This is a genomic window from Stenotrophomonas sp. AC248, from assembly GCF_979258185.1.
On record NZ_OZ409840.1, the window covers coordinates 1,139,455 to 1,158,973 of the forward strand.

Annotated in this window: 22 protein-coding genes and 1 pseudogene; 16 read left to right on the top strand and 7 right to left on the bottom strand. The window is 68.1% G+C overall.

Annotation, left to right across the window (positions count from 1 at the left end; all coding sequences use genetic code 11):
- Positions 1-5: 5 nt before the first annotated feature.
- Together ACZ0AE_RS05255 and ACZ0AE_RS05260 are read right to left on the bottom strand one after the other, a co-directional pair.
- The gene (locus tag ACZ0AE_RS05255; protein WP_463600544.1) at positions 6-1,223 is read right to left on the bottom strand and encodes a nucleoside permease; all 1,218 of its coding nucleotides are present in this window, start codon (positions 1,221-1,223) and stop codon (positions 6-8) included.
- Positions 1,224-1,249: 26 nt separating this feature from the next.
- Entirely contained in the window at positions 1,250-2,302 is a 1,053-nt protein-coding gene (locus ACZ0AE_RS05260; RefSeq protein ID WP_463600545.1) for a sugar phosphate isomerase/epimerase family protein, read from the bottom strand.
- Positions 2,303-2,397: 95 nt separating this feature from the next.
- Between ACZ0AE_RS05260 and ACZ0AE_RS05265 the strand changes: the two genes are divergently transcribed.
- The 4 genes from ACZ0AE_RS05265 to ACZ0AE_RS05280 all read left to right on the top strand — a co-directional run bounded on the left by ACZ0AE_RS05265 (position 2,398) and on the right by ACZ0AE_RS05280 (position 5,390).
- Positions 2,398-3,405, top strand: coding sequence for a LacI family DNA-binding transcriptional regulator (locus ACZ0AE_RS05265; RefSeq protein ID WP_463600546.1), 1,008 nt, complete (start codon positions 2,398-2,400; stop codon positions 3,403-3,405).
- Between the two features lie 156 nt (positions 3,406-3,561).
- Positions 3,562-3,939, top strand: a complete 378-nt coding sequence (locus tag ACZ0AE_RS05270; protein ID WP_463600547.1) for a hypothetical protein — start codon at positions 3,562-3,564, stop codon at positions 3,937-3,939.
- Positions 3,936-4,223: a hypothetical protein gene (locus tag ACZ0AE_RS05275; RefSeq protein ID WP_463600548.1), complete on the top strand. Its 288-nt coding sequence runs from the start codon at positions 3,936-3,938 to the stop codon at positions 4,221-4,223. Before ACZ0AE_RS05270 ends, ACZ0AE_RS05275 begins: the two co-directional genes overlap by 4 nt.
- A 141-nt stretch (positions 4,224-4,364) precedes the next feature.
- The gene (locus ACZ0AE_RS05280) at positions 4,365-5,390 is read left to right on the top strand and encodes an AI-2E family transporter (RefSeq protein WP_463600549.1); all 1,026 of its coding nucleotides are present in this window, start codon (positions 4,365-4,367) and stop codon (positions 5,388-5,390) included.
- Between the two features lie 27 nt (positions 5,391-5,417).
- Here ACZ0AE_RS05280 and ACZ0AE_RS05285 read toward each other — a convergent pair whose 3' ends face one another.
- The gene (locus ACZ0AE_RS05285) at positions 5,418-7,397 is read right to left on the bottom strand and encodes a hypothetical protein (RefSeq protein ID WP_463600550.1); all 1,980 of its coding nucleotides are present in this window, start codon (positions 7,395-7,397) and stop codon (positions 5,418-5,420) included.
- Between the two features lie 151 nt (positions 7,398-7,548).
- Between ACZ0AE_RS05285 and ACZ0AE_RS05290 the strand changes: the two genes are divergently transcribed.
- Positions 7,549-7,764, top strand: a complete 216-nt coding sequence (locus ACZ0AE_RS05290) for a hypothetical protein (protein ID WP_463600551.1) — start codon at positions 7,549-7,551, stop codon at positions 7,762-7,764.
- Here the strand turns inward: ACZ0AE_RS05290 and ACZ0AE_RS05295 are convergent, their stop codons facing one another.
- Together ACZ0AE_RS05295 and ACZ0AE_RS05300 are read right to left on the bottom strand one after the other, a co-directional pair.
- Positions 7,765-8,826, bottom strand: coding sequence for an MBL fold metallo-hydrolase (locus ACZ0AE_RS05295; RefSeq protein WP_463602061.1), 1,062 nt, complete (start codon positions 8,824-8,826; stop codon positions 7,765-7,767).
- Between the two features lie 112 nt (positions 8,827-8,938).
- Complete coding sequence (locus ACZ0AE_RS05300) at positions 8,939-9,508, bottom strand: TetR/AcrR family transcriptional regulator (protein WP_463600552.1); 570 nt, start codon at positions 9,506-9,508, stop codon at positions 8,939-8,941.
- Positions 9,509-9,673: 165 nt separating this feature from the next.
- Here ACZ0AE_RS05300 and ACZ0AE_RS05305 point away from each other — a divergent pair, with 165 nt between their 5' ends.
- From ACZ0AE_RS05305 to ACZ0AE_RS05330, 6 genes and pseudogenes are all read left to right on the top strand, one after another.
- Entirely contained in the window at positions 9,674-10,180 is a 507-nt protein-coding gene (locus ACZ0AE_RS05305; RefSeq protein WP_448133207.1) for a GNAT family N-acetyltransferase, read from the top strand.
- A 74-nt stretch (positions 10,181-10,254) separates the two neighbouring features.
- Positions 10,255-10,704 carry a DUF1801 domain-containing protein gene (locus ACZ0AE_RS05310; RefSeq protein ID WP_463600553.1) on the top strand — a complete coding sequence of 150 codons (450 nt, stop codon included), beginning with the start codon at positions 10,255-10,257 and terminating at the stop codon, positions 10,702-10,704.
- A 54-nt stretch (positions 10,705-10,758) separates the two neighbouring features.
- Positions 10,759-11,277 carry a DUF1801 domain-containing protein gene (locus ACZ0AE_RS05315; protein ID WP_463600554.1) on the top strand — a complete coding sequence of 173 codons (519 nt, stop codon included), beginning with the start codon at positions 10,759-10,761 and terminating at the stop codon, positions 11,275-11,277.
- A gap of 146 nt (positions 11,278-11,423) precedes the next feature.
- A pseudogene (locus tag ACZ0AE_RS05320) lies at positions 11,424-12,542 on the top strand (metallophosphoesterase); the annotation flags it as partial.
- A 102-nt stretch (positions 12,543-12,644) separates the two neighbouring features.
- Positions 12,645-13,577 carry an alpha/beta hydrolase gene (locus ACZ0AE_RS05325; RefSeq protein ID WP_447596201.1) on the top strand — a complete coding sequence of 311 codons (933 nt, stop codon included), beginning with the start codon at positions 12,645-12,647 and terminating at the stop codon, positions 13,575-13,577.
- Between the two features lie 2 nt (positions 13,578-13,579).
- Complete coding sequence (locus ACZ0AE_RS05330; protein WP_463600555.1) at positions 13,580-13,993, top strand: hypothetical protein; 414 nt, start codon at positions 13,580-13,582, stop codon at positions 13,991-13,993.
- Between the two features lie 10 nt (positions 13,994-14,003).
- Here the strand turns inward: ACZ0AE_RS05330 and ACZ0AE_RS05335 are convergent, their stop codons facing one another.
- Positions 14,004-15,413 (bottom strand): DUF2867 domain-containing protein, encoded by a 1,410-nt coding sequence (locus ACZ0AE_RS05335; RefSeq protein ID WP_463600556.1) that lies wholly within the window; start codon positions 15,411-15,413, stop codon positions 14,004-14,006.
- 30 nt (positions 15,414-15,443) lie between these two features.
- Positions 15,444-15,758: a metalloregulator ArsR/SmtB family transcription factor gene (locus tag ACZ0AE_RS05340; RefSeq protein ID WP_016922200.1), complete on the bottom strand. Its 315-nt coding sequence runs from the start codon at positions 15,756-15,758 to the stop codon at positions 15,444-15,446.
- A 414-nt stretch (positions 15,759-16,172) separates the two neighbouring features.
- On the opposite strand from ACZ0AE_RS05340, the gene ACZ0AE_RS05345 reads away from it, so the two are divergent.
- The 5 genes from ACZ0AE_RS05345 to ACZ0AE_RS05365 all read left to right on the top strand — a co-directional run bounded on the left by ACZ0AE_RS05345 (position 16,173) and on the right by ACZ0AE_RS05365 (position 19,490).
- Positions 16,173-16,616 (top strand): hypothetical protein, encoded by a 444-nt coding sequence (locus ACZ0AE_RS05345; RefSeq protein WP_463600557.1) that lies wholly within the window; start codon positions 16,173-16,175, stop codon positions 16,614-16,616.
- A 99-nt stretch (positions 16,617-16,715) separates the two neighbouring features.
- Positions 16,716-17,150 carry a pyridoxamine 5'-phosphate oxidase family protein gene (locus tag ACZ0AE_RS05350; RefSeq protein WP_038689788.1) on the top strand — a complete coding sequence of 145 codons (435 nt, stop codon included), beginning with the start codon at positions 16,716-16,718 and terminating at the stop codon, positions 17,148-17,150.
- 11 nt (positions 17,151-17,161) lie between these two features.
- Positions 17,162-17,902: a DUF72 domain-containing protein gene (locus ACZ0AE_RS05355; RefSeq protein ID WP_463600558.1), complete on the top strand. Its 741-nt coding sequence runs from the start codon at positions 17,162-17,164 to the stop codon at positions 17,900-17,902.
- The gene (locus ACZ0AE_RS05360) at positions 17,895-18,623 is read left to right on the top strand and encodes a DNA-formamidopyrimidine glycosylase family protein (protein WP_463600559.1); all 729 of its coding nucleotides are present in this window, start codon (positions 17,895-17,897) and stop codon (positions 18,621-18,623) included. Before ACZ0AE_RS05355 ends, ACZ0AE_RS05360 begins: the two co-directional genes overlap by 8 nt.
- A gap of 195 nt (positions 18,624-18,818) precedes the next feature.
- Positions 18,819-19,490 (top strand): class I SAM-dependent methyltransferase, encoded by a 672-nt coding sequence (locus ACZ0AE_RS05365; RefSeq protein ID WP_463600560.1) that lies wholly within the window; start codon positions 18,819-18,821, stop codon positions 19,488-19,490.
- Positions 19,491-19,519: the final 29 nt, after the last annotated feature.

A 19,519-nucleotide genomic window follows, 5' to 3' on the forward strand; every position in this document is an offset into this window, starting at 1 on the left:
GGTCCTCAGGGTGTGGAAGGGGCGACCGCGACCACCGGCCGGTCGCGGAACAGCAGCAAGAAGGCGATCAGCACGACCAGCGCCACACCTGCCGGGAACAGCCAGATCTTCTGCCAGTCCGGGCCAGCTGCGGTGGTGTAGTGCTCCACCACCGCGCCGGACAGGAACGTGCCGATCAGCATGCCCACGCCATACGTGGCCAGGGTGATGAAGCCCTGCGCGCTGCTGCGCGCGGCCGGGCCGGCATGCGCATCGGTGTAGATCTGGCCGGTGACGAAGAAGAAGTCGTAGCAGATACCGTGCAGCACGATGCCGATCACCAGCAGGGAGAAGCCGCTGCCTGCATCGCCAAAGGCGAACAGGACGTAGCGCACCACCCACGCGGCCATGCCCACCGCCAGCATGGTCTTGACCCCCAGCCGCACGAACAGGAACGGCATGGCCAGCATCAGCAGGACCTCGGACACCTGGCCCAGCGATTGCAGGCCGGCGGCGCTGCGCACGCCCAGATCGTTGAGATACGGGTTGGTGAAGTTGTAGTAGAACGCCAGCGGGACGCAGATGGCGATGGAGGACAGGAAAAACACCAGGTAGGCGCGCGACTTCAGCAGCCGCAGCGAATCCAGCCCCAGGATCTGCCCGAGACCGGCGTCGCGCTGTTGCGCCAGCGGCGGCGTGTGCGGCAGGGTGAATGCATACAGGCCCAGGGCCAGCGACGCCATCGCGGCCATCTGGAAGGTCAGCTCCAGCCGGTGTGCCTGTTCCCAGCCCAGCCAGCCGATCAGCACGCCCGCCACGATCCAGCCGACGCTGCCGGCCACCCGCACCAGCGGGAAGTGTTTCTCAGGCGATTGCATGTGCCGCATCGCCACGCTGTTGGCCAATGCCAGCGTCGGCATGAACAGCAGCATGTAGCCCATGACGCAGGCGAAGAACATGCGGAAATCGGTTGCGGTGGACGCCAGCCACATCAGCACCGCGCCGGCCAGGTGCAGCACCGCGAGAATGCGCTGCGCCGCGAAGTAGCGGTCGGCGATCAGGCCGACCAGGAACGGCGCGACGATGGCGCCGATGGACTGGCTGAGGAAGGCCGTCGCCACCTGGCTCGCACTGGCCTGCAACGGCCCCTGCACCAGGTACGTTCCCAGGGTCACGAACCACGCGCCCCAGATGAAGAACTGCAGAAACATCATCGCGCCCAAGCGCGACATGGTGTGCGTCATGGCTTGCCCTCCCAGGCAGTGATGGCTCAGATCCCCAGCATGCGGCGCAGTGATCCAGGATCGGTGCCGCTGTCGGCAAAGTCGTCGAAGGCGCGCTCGGTCACGCGGATGATGTGGTCGCGGATGAACGCGGCGCCCTCGCGCGCACCGTCTTCCGGATGCTTCAGGCAGCACTCCCACTCCAGCACCGCCCAGCCGGGGAAGTCGTACTGCGCGAATTTCGAGAAGATCGCCTTGAAGTCGATCTGCCCATCGCCGAGCGAGCGGAACCGGCCCGGACGATCGATCCAGTCCTGGTAGCCGCCATACACCCCACTGCGCGCGCTGGCGTGATACTCCGCGTCCTTGACATGGAAGATGCCGATGCGCGCGTGGTAGCGGTCGATGAAGCCGAGGTAGTCCATCTGCTGCAGCAGCAGATGGCTGGGGTCGTACAGGATCTTTGCGCGGGGATGGTGGTCCACCACGTCGAGGAAGCGCTCGAAGGTCGCGCCGTCATGCAGGTCCTCGCCCGGGTGAATCTCGAAACACAGGTCCACGCCGCAGGCGTCGAAGGCATCCAGGATGGGGCGCCAGCGGCGGCCGAGTTCGGCGAAGGCTTCTTCCACCAGTCCGGGCGGGCGTTGCGGCCAAGGATAGAAGTAGGGCCACGCCAGTGCGCCGGAGAAGGTGGCATGCGCCGTCAGCCCCAGGCGTTGGCTGGCCTTGGCCGCCAGCAGCAGCTGTTCCACTGCCCAGGCCTGGCGGGCGGCCGGATCGCCGCGCTTGTCCGGCGGCGCGAAGCCGTCGAACAGGCTGTCGTAGGCGGGATGCACGGCAACCAGCTGCCCCTGCAGATGGGTGGACAGCTCGGTGATCTGCAGGCCGTGCCCGGCCAGCATGCCGGCGACGTCGTCGCAGTAGGTCTGGCTGCGCGCCGCCTCGGCCAGATCGAACAGGTGGGGCGCGCTGGTCGGTACTTGTACGCCAGAATAGCCCAGCCCCGCGGCCCAGCCGGCCAGCGTGTCCAGCCGATCAAAAGGAGGTGTGTCGCCGATGAACTGCGCCAGGAACAGCGCTGGACCCTTGAGCGTTTTCAAGAGGATTCGCCCTCGATGCAATCGATTGCATTATCCTAGCAGGGGCATTCGAAAGACCCGTTGTGCACTGCACAGCGGAAGGAAGAGGTAACGCCATGGCCACCATCTACGACATTGCAAAGCACGTCGGCGTCTCGGCCGGCACGGTGTCGCGGGCGCTGTCCCGGCCGGAGAAAGTGCTGCCGGCCACGCGCGCGCGCATCGAGCAGGCGGCCGCCGCGCTGGGCTATGTCCCCAACACGGTGGCCAGAACGCTCAAGACCCAGCGCAGCGGCAAGATCCTGGTCACCGTGCCGGACATCGCCAACCCGTTCTTCGCCCAGATCCTGCAGGGCGCGGAGGACGCGGCGCAGGCCGTTGGCTACGCCGTGCTGTTGGGCGATACCCAGAACCTGCCCGAGCGCGAGGAGCGCTACGCGCAGATGCTCCGGCGCAACGAGGCCGACGGCCTGATCGTGCTGGGGCATCGCCTCCCGCCTACGGCACGTGACATCGTCCAGCAGCAGGGCAGTGCCGCGCCGGTGGTCAACGGCTGCGAGTTCGATCCCGCGCTGGGCATCCCCAGCGTCCACATCGACAACGCGGCTGCCGCGCGCGCGGTGATGGACCACTTGTATGGCCTGGGACACGAACGCATCGCCGTGGTCGGCGGGCCGCCGGACAATCCCCTGCACCAGCAGCGACTGGAAGGGGTTCGGGCCGCCGGCAAGGCGCGCGGTCGCCTGCGTCACCTGAGCGTTGTCCCGGGTGACTTCTCGGTGGAATCCGGCCATGCGGCCGGGATGGAACTGCTGGCCCGCGCGTCGGTGCCGACAGCGGTGTTCTGCTTCAGCGACCAGATGGCACTGGGCGTGCTGGCGGCCTGCCGGGATCTGGGCATCGGCGTGCCCAATGGCCTGTCCGTCGTCGGCTTCGACGACCTGGCGTCGTCGCGTTACCTCACGCCCCCGTTGACGACCATCCGGCAACCCATGCGGGAGATCGGCGCCCGCGCGGTCCACCTGCTGCTTGCCATCATCGAACGTGTCGATGTGCCGCTTCAGCAGACCCTGGATTTCAGCTTGATGGTGCGGGGTTCGACGGCTGCGCCGGGGAGCAGGTAATGGCAGGGGCCCAGGCGCGGTAGAGCCACCCCATGGGTGGCTGCTGTTCCGACCTGCACCACGTGCAGCTACCCGTGGGGCGGGGGCAGCACGATAAGATCACTCGAACAGCCACTACGGAACGGTGTGCAATCACATGGAGAGGAGCGCAGAGCGATGGCACGACAGGTTGCTGCTTTCCTGACCCTGCTGGCCCTGTCACTGGCGGCCGCGTATTTTCTGCAGATTGCGATAGTGGCCAAGGGCCGGTTCGAATTCGGCGTGGCGGACATCGTCTCGTGCGAATCCGGACTGCTGTTCGCAGTGGCGGCAGGCTTGATTTCCAGGCGCTATGGTTTCGCCGTGGTGGTCGGCGTGACGTACGCGGCCTTCTGGGCATTGGCGATCTACCACCTGAATACATCCACGGGCGGCGGTTGGGTCTTGGAAATTCTTTCGGTGAACGCAGTGAACATTGCCGTATCAGTGCTCGCCGGTATCGCGGGCGCGTGCCTCGGGGTATTCCTTCGCAACCGCAACCGGGCGCGGCCGTGAGTAGCCTGAAGCGACGCAGCGCTGCGCTTGGATGGAGCCTGCTGCTGGGTTGGATCGCGCTGCCATGGCTACTGGCGCGGGCGGACAACCTGGCGTTGTTCGCGCTCCATCAGTTGTACCACCTTCCGCTCGCGGCGTGGATCGGCGCACCGTTCTTCCGTGCCGACAGCGAGGTGATGTTCGTTGTGCAGCCTGCGGGTCGGGTGTTGATAGGCCTGTTCTACCTGGCGATCGGCGGTGCAATCGCGCTGGTCGGCCAACGACGGAACAAGCGCACCGGGTGACCACCACGCAGGTAGCCTTGACCGCAGGCGGGCAAGCGCGCTGCGCATGCCGGGTGGTGGGTCACGTGCGGGTCACCCGCGGGTCACCCGCCCTGCCATCGGCATCCACTACCATGGGCCGACCCCGCCGGATGCTCCCCCATGTCCCTTGTGATCCCCACGTTACCCAGGCCCCCCACCGCCCGCATCGCGGCCTGGCTGCTGATGCTGCTGGGCATGTGGCTGGCGTTGAAGCTGGGCCTGGTGGTGACGCTGCTGTCGGGCCTGCTGGTGTTCCAGCTGACCCACGTGCTGGCATCGGTGGTGGAAGGGCGGCTGCGGCCGGGGCGGGCGCGGGCCATCGCGGTGATCGTGCTGGCGGCGGTGATCATCGGCGTGCTGGTGTTGGCCGGCATCGGCATCGCGGCGTTCTTCCGCAACGAGACCGGCGGCCCGGACGTGCTGCTGGCGCGCCTGATGGACATTCTCAATACCTCGCGCCACCAGGTACCCGCGCTACTGCAACCCTATATCCCCGAAGACCTTACCGCGCTGCGCGCGGCACTGAACGACTGGGCCGCCGAACACCAGCGCCAGCTGGGTGTGGCCGGCACGTCGGTGGTGCAGGTGAGCGTGCGGGTACTGATCGGCATGGTGCTGGGCGCGATGATCGCGCTGTACGACGAACTGCCGCTGCCGAAGATGGGCCCGCTGGCGCAGGAACTGATCGGCCGCACCTCGCGGCTGGCCACTGCGTTCCGCCAGGTGGTGTTCGCACAGGTCAAGATTTCCCTGCTCAACACGCTGTTCACCGCGATCTTCCTGCTCGGCGTGCTGCCGCTGTTCGGGGTGCACGTGCCCCTGTCCAAGACCTTGGTGCTGATCACCTTCCTGGCCGGTCTGTTGCCGGTGGTGGGCAACATCATCTCCAACACCGTCATCACCATCGTGGCGCTGTCGGTGTCGTTCTACGTGGCGATGGCTGCGCTGCTGTACCTGGTGGTGATCCACAAGCTGGAGTACTTCCTCAACGCGCGCATCGTCGGCGGCGAGATCCAGGCACGGGCCTGGGAGCTGCTGCTGGCGATGCTGGTGATGGAGGCGGCGTTCGGGTTGCCCGGGTTGGTGGCCGCGCCGGTGTTCTATGCGTACATCAAGCGCGAACTGCTGGACCAGCGCTGGATCTGAGCGCGACCGCGCACACCCTGGGCGGCGCTACCGCCGGGTGATTTTGCTGCGGCGGTAGTCGGTGCGGTTGGCCTGGAAGCGGGCGATGCTCTGGCCCAGTTCGTCCAGCGCCCCGGCCGGCAGCCACAGCTGCTGGGTGCCGCGCGTCATTGCCGTGTACGCCGCACGCACCGGGTTGTGCGCGTAGCCCCGGCCGAAGCCGGTGCGGAAGCAGCACATCGACATCGCCACCACCGCGAACTCGGTGTTCTTGGCATGCTCCACCAGCAGCAGTTGCAGCGTGGCGTCGTGGAACTCGGCCAGGCGCTGGCCCAGTTCGATGAAGCGGTCACGGTTGTAGCCGCGCATGAACATGCGCGGGATCTGCGGCATGTCCTGCTCGCTGCATTCGGCCAGCAGCGCTTCCCAGCGCTGGCTGCTGCCGCCATGCGAGGTCATTTCGCGGTAGGCCTCTTCGCCGCGGTTCACCTCGCGGCCCACGCTGGTCAGCGTGTCGGGGTGGATGCCGAACGGGATGCCGGCGGCAGCCAGGCGCTGGGCTTCTTCCAGCAGCCGCCATGGGTTGCCGAAGACGCGCGCACCCTTGCCGGGAACCTCGTCCCAGCGGGTGTAGGTCCGGGTCAGCGTGGGCTGGTCGGCCGAGCCTTCGAACGGCCCGTCGAAGAAGCCGGTGGCGTCCAGCGCCACGGTCTCGTTGACCAGTTGCTCCACCAGCCGGCCCTGGCGCACGGACTGGGCGATCTCCAGCTTCATGCCGGTGGCAAAGCGCGGCGCACGTCCCACCAGGCGCTGATTGGGGTCGCCCAGGCTGATCACCGACCCTTCGTAGCCGGACAACAGGCCTTTCCAGGCCGGGCTCATGTCGTGACCTTCATCGATCAGCAGCGTGCCCCACAGGGTCGGAATGCGCGCGCGATGGAGCGCCAGCCACTTGCCGATGTGGTCGACGTTGAGGCTGAGCAGGGGGGTCTTCTGCACGGTCGGGTCGAACATGCAGCGCCACACGTGCTCGGCGGCGGCGATGTAGGGGCCGGCATCGATCATCGCCCACGGCAACGCGCGGGCGAAGTGGCGCGGCTCCAGCCGCTCGGCCGGGGACCGGCACCATGCGGCGATGCCGTCGAAGGCCACGCGCAGCACGCTGGTGGGGGCATGGTTGCCGATCGGCTGCAGGCCGATGCGCTGGGCGATATCCCGGAACGAGGCCTTGCTGATCTGGAAGGTCGGGCGGAACGCGGTGCCCAGAATGCCCTGGCGGAACGCGGCGCCGGCGATCTGGTTGGCGAAGCTGATCTGCGACAGGATCTCGATCGGCAGCGCGCCACTCAGCCGGCGCCGGAATGCCTGCACCTGGCTGGGGCGTGGCGCGATGTAGGTGTAGCGCCGGGTCGCGCTGTCCAGCAGCTGCAGGATCAGGTGGGTCTTGCCCGCGCCTGCATAGGCGTCCAGGTCGATGTGTTCGTCATCGTTGGCCACGATCGCGCGCAGTGCACGGGCCTGCTCGGCGGTGTAATCGTGGGTGCGCTCGACATAGGCCGGTGCCTGCGCACTATCGATTCCGACGTCGTCGGGTTCTTCACCGGCGGCGTCGGTATAGAAACGGATGGTGTGCGGCTCCAGGGTGGTGCGGCAGGCCGCCTGGAACGGGTCGACCGGGTAGTCCGTCGGCGACATCCGGCAGAACTCGGCCACCACCGCGTCCGGGCCCAGCACCACGCTCTGTGCGGCCAACGCCTGCAACGCGTCGTTGAGCTGGCCAGGCATGCCGGCGGCCAGGGCCTTGAACTGGGCATCGGCATCGTCGGGCTGCGCGGCAAACAGCGCGCAGGCCTGGTCGATCAGGCGGGTCAGCGCGGCGCTGTGATGGGCGCGCCCCTGGCACAGCGCTGCGGCGAACAGGCCGGCACGCTCCAGCGCGCTGGCCGGGATCTGCCCCACATCAAGGAACGCGGCAAGCGCTGTTTCGCTCAGCGGCAGGAAATACACGGGTTGGGTCGGCAGGGGCATTGCAGGGGCAGTCGGACGGCTGCCGGCACGGTAGCAGATGCATCCCGGCTGCGCGTGCAACCGGGGTGCGTTGGCTTATGCTGCGGCAGTGCCCGGCACCTGCCCGGGTCGCCGTGCCTCTTCCAGCATCACCCGGATCAAGGACCTGTCCATGTTGTTCTTCCTGCTGTTGCTGGCCATCACTGCGGTGAGTTTCTGGATCGTCTTCCTGGGCGGCGCCGAGCGCGTGCAGGGGCTGTTTTCGCTGCTCAGCTTCGACCTGGTCGACCTGTTCACCGACCCCCTGACCGTGCAGCAGGTGCGCCTGTGCACGGCGATCACCTGGTGCATCGCGGTGGTCATCATCGCGGTGGTCGGCCTGCGCTGATCACATCGCGCTGCCCACCGGGGTGATCCGGCGCGCGTCCTGTTCGGCCTTCACCTGGCGCCACCACGGCGTGCCGGGTTGCGGGGCGTCCAGGTCCAGGCGTTCGCCCATGCCCGGTGTTGCCAGCGGAATGGCGCGCTGCCGCGCCAGGGCGCTGACCCGTTCAAACGGCTCGTCCCACTGGTGCAGGGCCAGGTCGAAGGTGCCGTTGTGGATCGGCAGCAGCCAGCGGCCCCGCAGGTCCTGGTGGGCCTGCACGGTCTGCTCGGGCTGCATGTGCACGAACGGCCACTTGGCGTCGTAGGCACCGGTTTCGATGAAGGTGACGTCGAACGGCCCATAGCGCTCGCCAATCTGGCGAAAACCGTCGAAGTAGCCGGTGTCGCCGCTGAAGAACAGGCGCAGGCCGTCATCCAGGATCACCCATGACGCCCACAGCGTGCGGTTGCCGTCGCGCAGCCCGCGGCCGGAGAAGTGCTGGGCCGGGGTGGCCGCGAAGCGCACGCCGTCCACCTCGGTTTCCTGCCACCAGTCCAGCTGGCGCACGCGGTCGCGCGGCACGCCCCAGGCGATCAGCCGGTCGCCCACGCCCAGCGGGGTCAGGAACACATCGGCGCGGCTGGCCAGGTACTTGATGGTGGCGCGGTCGAGGTGGTCGTAGTGGTCGTGCGAGAGCAGCACGCCACGGATGGGCGGCAGGTCGTGCAGGGCGATCGGCGGGGCGTGGAAGCGCTTGGGGCCCATCCACTGCACCGGCGAGGCACGCTTGGAGAACACCGGGTCGGTCAGCCACCAGCCGCCGCGCAGCTTCACCAGCAGGGTCGAATGGCCCAACCGGTACAGGCTGTGCTCGGGGGCACTGGCCAGCTCGGCGGCGGTGATCGCGCGCACCGGTGGCGGCGCGGGTGGCGTGCTGCCTGCGGGGCGGTCGAACAGGAATTCCCACAGCAGCTTGAGCGTACCGGTCACGGTTTCCTTGGGCTTGGGGGCAACGTTGGTGAAGTGGCCGTCGTGCATCTGCGGCGACTGGTCATTGGGGGCGATAGGCACGGTCAGGGTCATCCCGATAAGTAGGGTGAGGGAGAAGGCAAGGGCAAGCAGGGGGAGGGCTCTCATGCGGTGCCTTCTGGTTTATGAGTGTGTACGCACTCATTTAATGGAGGAAAAAACGGGTTCATCGTTGGATGCCTTTCCAGAACAGGTCGAACCCGGCCTGCTGCAGCGTGGCGGCGTGCGCGGGGTCGGCCGCCATCGCCTCCAGCGTGGTTTCCAGCAGGTTGATCAGCACCCGGCCCAGGTAGAACGGCAGCCGTTCGGGATCGATGTGGCCGGCCAGGCTGGTTTCCAGCGCCTGCAGCATGCTGCCGAACAGGCCCGCGCATTCGCTGCGGGTGTGCGCGCTGATGCGCTCGGACACCTTGAGCTGGCGCAGCGCCATGCGATCAATGGGGTAGGTCGAGCCCCATGCGATCAACGCATTCCAGGCATGCAGCACCAGGTCGCGGGCGTCGGCCTGGTCCGGGAAGTCCGCGCCGAGCACCATGGCCAGCCGGGTTTCCAGACGCACGAACAGCGCGTTGAGCAGCGCGTCCTTGGTCTCGAAGTAGGTGAACACCGTGCCTTCGGCCACCTTGGCCGCCCGTGCGATCTGCGCCGTGGACGCGCCAATGCCCTGCGCGGCCACCAATTTGGCGGTAGCGTCGAGGATAGCGTCGCGTTTCTGTTCGCTGAGCGGGCGGGCCATGGGAATGAGTAAGTGAGTGCTTGCTCATTTATAGGCGCGCGACCTTCCCGGCGCAAGTGCTGGCGGCCGCGCTGGCGGGTTTTGTTCAGCCACGCCGGTCCAGGGGCTTGATCGGCCGGTGGCCCCCGCGTGACCATGCCGGCCTGTCCACCTTGGGACCCTGAAATGGCGCCCGCCGCCCCGATCACCTTGCGCACCCCGCGCCTGCTGCTGCGCGCGCAGGCCATCGCCGATTTTCCCGCGTATGCCGCGTTCCTGGCGTCGCCGCGCGCAAGCGGGCTGGGCGGTCCGTTCGACCTGCGCGCGGCGTGGGGCATGTTCTGCCATGACCAGGCCTGTTGGCACTTCTTCGGCCACGGTGCGCTGATGATCGAGCACGCCGACACCGGCACCTGCCTGGGGCAGATCGGCATCAACGACGGCCCGTTGTTTCCGGAAAAGGAGCTGGGCTGGCTGCTGTATGCCGGCCACGAGGGGCACGGCTATGCCACCGAGGCGGCGCAGGCCATGCGCGACTGGGCCTTCGGCACGTTGGGCGTGGCCACGCTGGTCAGCTACGTGGCGGCCGACAACCCCGGTTCGGCGCGGGTGGCCCAGCGGCTGGGCGGAACGCTGGATGCCGGCGCCCCGCGCAGCGATCCGCACGATCGGGTGTACCGCTACGCGCGCTGAGCCCTGCCCGCGTTGCCATCCCATGCGCTGGGGTCTATAAGGCGGTTCTGATCTGCTTCCGGAAGGCGTACACCATGCCAACGCGATCGACACCGTCTGCCACCACTCCGCCCGCCAACGCCGCGCCGCGCCTGTTGGCCGGCGGCAATCCGCAGATTGCCAAAGGCGAGGGCGACGCGCCCGTGCAGGCCTACATCGCGGCGATGCCCGGCTGGAAATGCGCCGTGGGTGAACGCCTGGATGCCCTGATCAGCGCGGCGGTGCCGGGCGTGCGCAAGGCGGTGAAGTGGAATTCACCGCTGTATGCCGCCGGCGATGACGGCTGGTTCCTGAGCCTCCATTGCTTCACCGGGTACATCAAGGTGGCCTTCTTCCGCGGCACCGCGCTGAAGCCGGTGCCGCCGGAGCCGTCGAAGAGCCAGGACACGCGCTACCTGCATATCCGCGAAACGGTGCCGTTGGATGAGGCGCAGTTCAGCGCCTGGGTCCGCCAGGCCAGCCGCCTGCCCGGCGAGCGCATGTAACCGGCCCGCGTGCCGGTGGCGCCTTCCAACCGTCATCCCTGCCAGGACATTCCCATGACCAAGGCTACCTCCAGCGTCACCCCGAGCGCATCGGCCGACACGGAGGGGCCTTCGGCCGCGCAACTGATCGACGCGAAGATTGCCGGCCTCGACGACTGGCGCGGTACCACCCTGGCGCGCGTGCGCCGCATCATCCACCAGGCCGACCCGGCCGTGGTGGAAACGGTGAAGTGGCGCGGCGTGCCGGTCTGGGAGCACGACGGCATCCTGTGCACCGGCGAAATCTACGCGCGGGCGGTCAAGATGACCTTCGCCAAGGGCGCCGCACTGGCGGATCCGGCCGGGCTGTTCAACGCGAGCCTGACGGGCACCACGCGCCGGGCGATCGATTTGCATGAAGGCGAGACCATGAACGCGACGGCCTTGAAGGCGTTGATCCGTGCGGCGGTGGCAGCGAACGTGGCGGCCACGACAGCGAAAACGCCGCCAGCGCGCAGACGTGCCGCAACAAAGACGCCAGCGGACACGCGTGCCGCGGCGCCTACCAGCAGGTCACGCACTCCGCGGCGATAGGTGGTCGCACGCCGGCCGCGAGGCGCATCGCGGCCCACATGACAGTGGCGCGGTGGCAGCCACCGGCGGATTCGGCAAAGATGGGGGCTGCCTTGTCGCCGTGTAGCGGCGATGTCGGCTCTCCCCCATTGAAACTGGATCTGCCTGTGCTGAGTGTTGTTGGTGTGTTGCTTGCGCTGTACGTGGTGTGGCGTGTGGTGTGGCCGTTGCGGGTGTCGCTGTCGCTGCGCGGCCCGCTTGGATTGCTGGTGGTGTCGCTGGCCCTGCATCACCGCATCGTGGCCCGGTTCGCCGGCACCATGGCCTCGCCGGAACTTCCCAAGCCGGTCATCGCGGTGCTGGCCACCGGCTTCACCGCGCTGCTGATCGGCGCGCTGGCGGTACTGCTGCTGGATATCCTGCTGCTGGGCGCGCGCCTGTTGCGCCGCCCCCGTGCCACCGCCGCACTGCGCACCCCATGGCTGCGGCCAGCCGCGATGGGCGCTGCACTGGTGGTATCGGCCTATGGCATCTGGCAGGGTATGGCCGTGCCGCAGACGCGGCAGATCGAGGTGACCCTCGATGGCCTGCCGGCACAGTTCGACGGCTACCGCGTGCTGCAGCTCACCGACATCCACGCCAGCCGCCTGCTCACCGGTGGCTGGGTGGCCCAGGTGGTGGCCAACAGCAATGCGCTGTCGCCGGACCTGGTGGTGATCACCGGTGACCTGATTGACGGCACGGTGGCGGCACGTGCCGCCGACTTTGCCCCGCTGGCCGGGCTGCGCGCCCCTGATGGTGTCATCGCCATCACCGGCAACCACGAGTACTACGCGCAGTACGCCGACTGGATGCAGGCGTTCCGCGCGCAGGGCATGCAGGTGCTGGAGAACTCCCACACCGAGGTCCGCCGCGACGGCGCCGTGCTGACCATTGCCGGTGTCACCGACCCGGTGGCCGTGCGCTATGGCCTGCCCATGCCGAACCTGGCCGCCGCACTGGCCGGCGCCGATCCGCGCGCCCCGGTGATCCTGCTCGACCACCGCCCGGGTGCGGCGCGCGCGAACGCCGCGCACGGCGTTGCACTGCAGTTGTCCGGGCATACCCACGGCGGTCACATCCTGGGCATGGACCAGCTGGTCAAGCACGCCAACGGTGGCTACGTGTCCGGGCGCTACACGGTGGACGGCATGACCCTGTATGTCAGCAACGGCGCCGGTCTGTGAGCCGGATTCGCCGCGCGCATCGGCGTACCGTCGGAGATCACGCTGATTACCCTGCGCCAGGGCGCGGCCGGCCGCACCGCAGCTGAACGCCCCGGCTTGGCAAGCCCGCAGGGAATTGCGACGCTTGCGCGCTGATACGGCGGAAGAACGCGGATGAAAGCAATGCGCAACGTGCTGGGAACGATGATGGTGCTGGCCACCACCGGTGGCTGTGCGCTGCACGGCGATGCGCTGCGCAGTGCACCTGCGGCGGCGGTGCCGGCGGCAGGCGTGGTCCTGCCCGATACCGAGAGCTGGAGCGTGCATGATCCGGCCGGGCGCGACTACCCGATCTGGGTGGCGCTGCCGGCCAGCTACGCGCAGCACCCGGAGCGGCGCTACCCGGTGCTGTTCGTCACCGACGCGCTGTACAGCTTTCCGCTGGTGCGCAGCGTGCGCAACCTGGTGGGGCAGGGCGGCGCCAACCTGGAAGATTTCATCCTGGTCGGGCTGCCGCCGCAGCAGGGGCTGACCTCCAAGCAGAGCCGCTCGCGCGACTACACGCCCACCCAGCCGCAGCGCACTGCCGACGACGACTACAGCAACGACGTGGTCTACGGCGGTGCCGCGCACTACCGCGATTTCCTGGCCACGCACGTGTTGCCCGCGGTGGACGCGCGCTACCGCACCGATCCGGCACGGCGCAGTTTCGCCGGGCATTCCTACGGGGGTCTCTTCGGCACCTATGTGCTGCTCACACGCCCGCAGATGTTCCAGACCTACATCCTGTCCAGCCCGTCGCTGTGGTTCGACGGGCACTATATCGACCGCCTTGAACAGGACTACGCGCAGCAGCACCGCGCACTGCCGGCACGGGTACTACTGGCGATCGGTAGTGAAGAGACGCCCACGCCCGATACGGTAGATGGCCCGCGCAACGACATGGTGCGCGATACGCAGGCCTTCGCCGATCGCCTGCGCCAGCGCGGCTACCAAGGCTTGCAGGTGGACAACCGGGTGGTCCCGGCCGAAGACCACCTCACCGTGTACCCCAGCACGCTCACCCGCGCGCTGCTGCAGGTTTACCCGGGCACCGGGCCGTACAACGGCGGCTGAGCATGCAGACCGTGCGCACCGTGCCGTTGTTTGATGCCCGCTGCAGCCACTGCGGTGAGGCGTTTGCCCATCCCAGCCTGGGCGATGCGGTGTACGGCGCGCTGATGCTGTGCAGTGTGGACGGACGCCAGCACGCGATCGTGGACGGCTTCAGCGCGGTGCCAGCGCAGGTCGCCGCGCTGCTCGCTGACGATCCGGACACCGCGCTGTGGCCGGTGCTTGCCGCGTTGGCCGATCCACCTGAAGGCTCGGCCTGGTCGGTGGAGCTGCATTGCCCGCACTGCGGTCAGCCCGATCCGGCCTTCCAGGAAGGCACGCGCCGCGGCATGGCGGACATTCCGCTGGCCCGCTTCGGCCAGTGCGCAGCGGGCGACCTGGCCGCGCAGGTCGCACGGCTCGGGGGTCGCCAGCGCTGAGCCCACCCGATCAGGCCAGGGCGGTGTCCTGCAGCGATATCGCGGTGGCCAGTTCCGGTGCCAGCGCATGTGCCACGGCCATGCGCAGCATCGCCGGGCTGACGTGGCGGCGGTGCACCCGGTTGATCGCCGCCATGTACAGGCGGCCGAACGCATTGAGCGTGCGCACCCGGGTGCCCAATGCGATCACCGCCGCACCATCGTCCAGCACCTGCACGCGCACGCACGAGCGGAACTGCAGGTGGCGGTCGTCGGCACCGAGCAGGACTTCGGCGCTGCGGTCGGCGGCGTCGGTGGCCTGGGCATGCACCGGGAAGCGACCGGCGAAACGCTCGCCGGGCCCGTCGGACAGCAGCGAGGACACCGGGCAGCCCAGCGGCGAGGTGCGCAGCCGCAAGGGGGTCACCAGCACATTGCGCAGGGCCATCAGCCGGCCCACGCCCGGCGGTGGGTTGCGGACGAATCCCTCCAGCACCGCTTCCAGCAGCGCACGCGCCGAGTGCCCGCCGAGGCTGTGGGCGGGCAGGGTGAGACAGGTGTAATCCTGGTGGTCGAAGCCCTGCGGCAACGCGTGCTGCAGCAGTGAATCGGCCGGCGCTGCAGGTTGCGTGGCCAGCGTGCCGCATGCCGCGCGCTGCCCGATGTAGCCATGGGCCGGGCGCAACCGCGCCAGGCCGCTGCGCACCCGCCCGACCAGGTCGCGGCTGCCGGCGCACCAGCGGGCCAGCACCGACGCGGCCGGTGCGCGCAGCGACAGCGTCACCCGCGGAAGCTGGTCCAGGTCGGTCTGGTCAAGCAGCTGCTGCAACGCCGACGGCAGGGTGTCGGTCAGCGAAGGAATGTCGGCGGCGCCTGCATCGATGCGCACACGTTGCGCCTCGCTCAATGCGCCACTGCGCTCATCGGCATGGCAGGACAACGCAAACAGCGCCGGGTGCCGGGGATGACGCGACACGAACTGGTGCCAGGTACCGCTGCCGAAGCGCACGGTGAACAGGCAGTCCGGCGGCACGTCGATGCAGCGCAGGGCGCGCACGAAGGCGGCCAGGTCCTGCTGCAGCTGTGCGTCGGACACGGTGGAAAAACGCAGCTGGGCGCCGCCGCTGCCGGCAATGGCGGTGAACATGCGCGGGCCGGCATGGCGATGAAACGGATGCCCAGTCCGGCCTACCGAGAACGAGTACAGCGACGAGGCATCGCCGTGCGCCAGGTGCATGCCGCCCAGCCGCGCGGAGGGTTCGTCCAGTGCATCAACGAAGCGCGGATGCTGCGCCTGGCGCAGGCCCGCATCGCGCAGCAGCGCATCGCCGGCACCGATCCCAAGCTGGGCGATCAACGCTACCTCGACCGGGCTGCCATCGCCGCAGGAGGGCAGGCTGATGCTGGGAAACGAACGACTCACGTGGGCGGTGTCCAGCATGCCGATCTCCTTGTCGTTGGGTCGCTCAGCTCACGCGGTGGGTTTGCGGCGCGCACGGGCGCGGCTTTCGCGCTGCAGCGGGCCGCCCACCGGACAGACCTCGGCGGCCCACGCGAACAGGGTATTGGCCAGCGTGTCGGGCACCTGCCGGAAATACACGAACTGGCCGCGCTTCTCGCGCTCGATCAGCCCGGCGTCTTCCAGGATGCGCAGGTGGCTGGACAGCGCCGGCTTGCTGAAATCGAAGCGCTCGCCCAGCTCGCCCGCGCTCAACTCGCCGCCATTGAGGTAGGCCAGGATCTGCCGGCGTGCGGTGGAGGCGAGGGCTTCGAAGATGCGGTCCATGGGTGGTAGTTAACTAATTCGTTAACTGATGGTGTTCCGCCAGCGCACTGATGTCAAGCGCCTTTTCAAGCGCGACCTGGGCGTTACCTGTCCCTGCCTGCGGAGTCTTGTGCGCGCCCGCGGCAGCAACACGGGCGTGCCTACCCCGCTGGCCGACCTCAAGGGCGAAGACCCGTGGCAGGACCTGTGGTTCCACTCCAACCCGTGTTCATCGACGCGCGCCCCCGGTAGGGCCACGCCATGCGTGGCTGTGGGACCATTCGCGCATAATCAGCCCGACGCATGCGCGAAGAGGTGCGTGCGCAGGCCAATGGCGTGATGCCCTGCGGTTCTCGGCCTGGCGTTGTGGGTCGCCTGGGCGGTGGATGTAGTGTAGGCGTTCTCTCCCGATCCTCGTCCAACCAGGAATCAGACATGAACTACCTGTGGAGCCTGATCGTCGCACTGTGCGCATTTCCAGCCTCGGCGACCTCCATAGTGCCGAAGTCCCTGGAGGAGATGGTCGCAGAGTCGGATCACATCGTGGTGGCCACCATCCGCGCGGTGGACATGGTCAATGCGCGTGGAGTGCCCGTCCTTGCCCCTGACGCGCGTACCGGTCCCGGCGAAACCAACCAGATGCGCCTGCAGCTGGAGATCAGTGAAGTATTGTCGCCGCGCGACGGTGCCATACCCGTTGCGGTGACCGTGCCGCTATGGAAGATGTGGCACTACCGTCTGGGCACGATGCAGGAAGAACTGGTGGGATCACGCGGCATCTTTCTGCTGGTCGGCCCGCAGCATGCGCCGGTGTATCCGATCGGTTTCCAGCGCTCACCGGAGGAGCGTCAGGCCATTCTCGCCTTGCTCCGGAACTGAGCGCCCGCGCCCGCGCGTGAAGGGTATGACAGGAACCGTGCACGGCGCGGTCACCGTGGCGCGCCGACGCTGGCACCCTGTCCCCAACCCGGATCCGCCATGACCACGCTGACCCTGCCCGAACTGGCCAAGAAGATGGCCAACATCGACTTCACCATGCTGCAGACCCATGCCGACAGCGGCGAGATCGCGGCTCGGCCGATGAGCAACAACGGTGATGTGGACTACGACGGCGACAGCTGGTTCTTCACCACCGAAGACACCGACATGGTCCGCGAGATCACGCACGACCCGAAGGTGGCGCTGAGCTTCACCGGCAGCAAGTCGCTGCTGGGCAAGCCGCCGCTGTTCGTGGCGGTGCAGGGCAGGGCGACCCTGATCCGCGACAAGGCGGTGATGCAGCAGCACTGGGTGAAAGACCTGGAGCGCTGGTTCGAGCAGGGCGTGGACAGTCCTGGGCTGGTCCTGATCCAGGTGGCTGCGGCGCGCATCCACTACTGGGATGGGGAAGACCAAGGCGAAATCCTGCGCTGAAGGAGGCACGCATGGCTGCGTCGCGTATGCCGAAGATCGGGTGTGCCGGCTGGTCGATCCCCAGCCGCTACGCCACCCACTTCGGGCCCGGCGACAGCCTGCTGGCGCGCTATGCCACGCGCTTTGACGTGGTGGAGATCAACTCCTCGTTCTACCGGCCGCACCAACGCACGACCTACGCGCGCTGGGCGGCCACCGTACCGGCCGACTTTCGCTTCTCGGTAAAGCTGCCGCGGACCATCTCGCACGATTCGGGACTGGTCGGCGTGGGCCCATTGCTGGACCGCTTCCTCGACGAGGTGGGCGGACTGGGGCGCACGCTGGGCGCCCTGCTGCTGCAGTTGCCTCCATCGCTGGTACTGGACACGCGCCGCGCCGGGAGCTTTTTCCGCGCGCTGCGTCGACGCAGCCCGGTGCCCGTGGTCTGCGAGCCCCGCCATGCCAGCTGGTTCAGCACGCAGGCCGATGCGCTGTTGCAGCGCCACGCGATTTCCCGGGCCGCAGTGGATCCGGCGCGCGTTGCCGCCGGCGCGCTGCCTGGCGGCGCGCAGGGCTGGCACTACTGGCGGTGGCACGGTTCGCCGCGCATGTATTACAGCGATTACCCCGATGCCGCACTGGCCGATCTGGCGGCACAGGTCGTGCACCAGCCTGGGCAGGCGCAGGCACCGTGGGTGATCTTCGACAACACCGCGCATGGCTTTGCGATTGCCAATGCCCTGCGCCTGAAGGAGATCGCCGCGCATGCCTGAAGGCCCTTCCATCGTCATTCTGCGCGAAGCCACCGCCAAGTTCCGCGGCAAGACCGTGCGCCGCGCACTGGGCAACAGCAGCCTGGACCTCACCCGCATGGAAGGGCGGCGGGTGCTGGCGCTGCGCAGCTGGGGCAAGCATTTTCTGATCCAGTTCAGCGGCTTCAGCCTGCGCGTGCACATGCTGATGTTCGGCAGCTACCGCATCGACGAACGCAAGCCCTCACCGCCGCGCGTGTCGCTGCAGTTCGACAACGGCGAGTTGAACATCTACGCCTCGTCGCTGAAGTACATCGAAGGACCGCTGGAGGACACCTACGATTGGCGTGGCGACGTGCTCTCGCCGGACTGGGATCCGCGCCTGGCCCGGCGCCGGCTCAAGCAGCAGCCAGACACCCTGATCTGCGATGCGCTGCTGGACCAGGCGATCTTTGCCGGGGTCGGCAACATCATCAAGAACGAGGTGCTGTTCCGCACCCGCGTGCATCCCGAATCGACGGTGGGCAGCATCCCGCCGCGCACGTTGGGCAAGGTGATCGCCGACGCGCGCACCTACAGCGAGGCCTTCCTGGCCTGGAAGAAGGCCGGCACGCTGCGCCAGCACTGGCAGGTGCACACCAAACGGACGTGTCCGTGCTGTGGCGGGCCGTTATCCAAGACCTACCCGGGGCGCAGCAAGCGGCGGACCTTCTTCTGCCCCAACTGCCAGGTGAAGTACTGACACAACGGGCGTATGGGCCGCCGTAGAAGGCATCAGACGGGTGAAACTGCCGGTGGGCAAGCTGCTGTAGGATGGCTGCGTCACACGCCATTACGCGCGTCCTGCGCGGTCTGCACCTGACCGCCCGCTTCGCTCCACTTTTCGGGTACGGCGTCCAACAGGGCCGCCGTGCTCCCCGTGTCCAACGGAGCGCACATGCCGGGCTATACCACCCGCATTCTCACCATCCCGGTCGGGGGTCACGACTTCCGTATCCGCGCGCTCAGTGATCTGCAACAGTTCGCCGATCCCACCGGTCGCGCCCAGCGCGCCGGCATCCATTCCTCGTTGTGGAGCCTGTTCGGCCAGATCTGGCCGGCCGGTCGCGTGCTGGCCGAAACGATGCACAGCTTCGACGTGGCCGGCAAACGCGTGCTGGAACTGGGCTGCGGGCTCGGTCTGGCCAGCCTGGTGCTGGCCCATCGCGGCGCCGACGTGGTGGCGAGCGACCACCACCCGCTGGCCGAATCGTTCCTGGCCTACAACGCCGGGCTCAATGACCTGCCCGCGCTGCACTACCGCGATCTGCCGTGGGAACTGCCAGATACGACACTCGGTCGCTTCGATCTGATCATCGGCAGCGACGTGCTGTACGAGCGCGGCCACGCGCTGCAGATCGCCCGCATGATGGAGCGCCACGCACGGCCCACCGTCGAACTGCTGCTCACCGATCCGGGGCGCGGCAACGTGGGGTCGTTCTCGCGTGCCATGGCCGCGCAGGGCTACACCGTGGACGAGGCCTACGGCCTGTTTGATGACGAAGGCGATGCGCCGGGGCGCGGGCGGCTGCTGCGCTACACGCGCGAGGCGGCCTCCCAGGCGGCCTGAGGTGGTCCGGCGGTTTCTGCGCGGTCGCG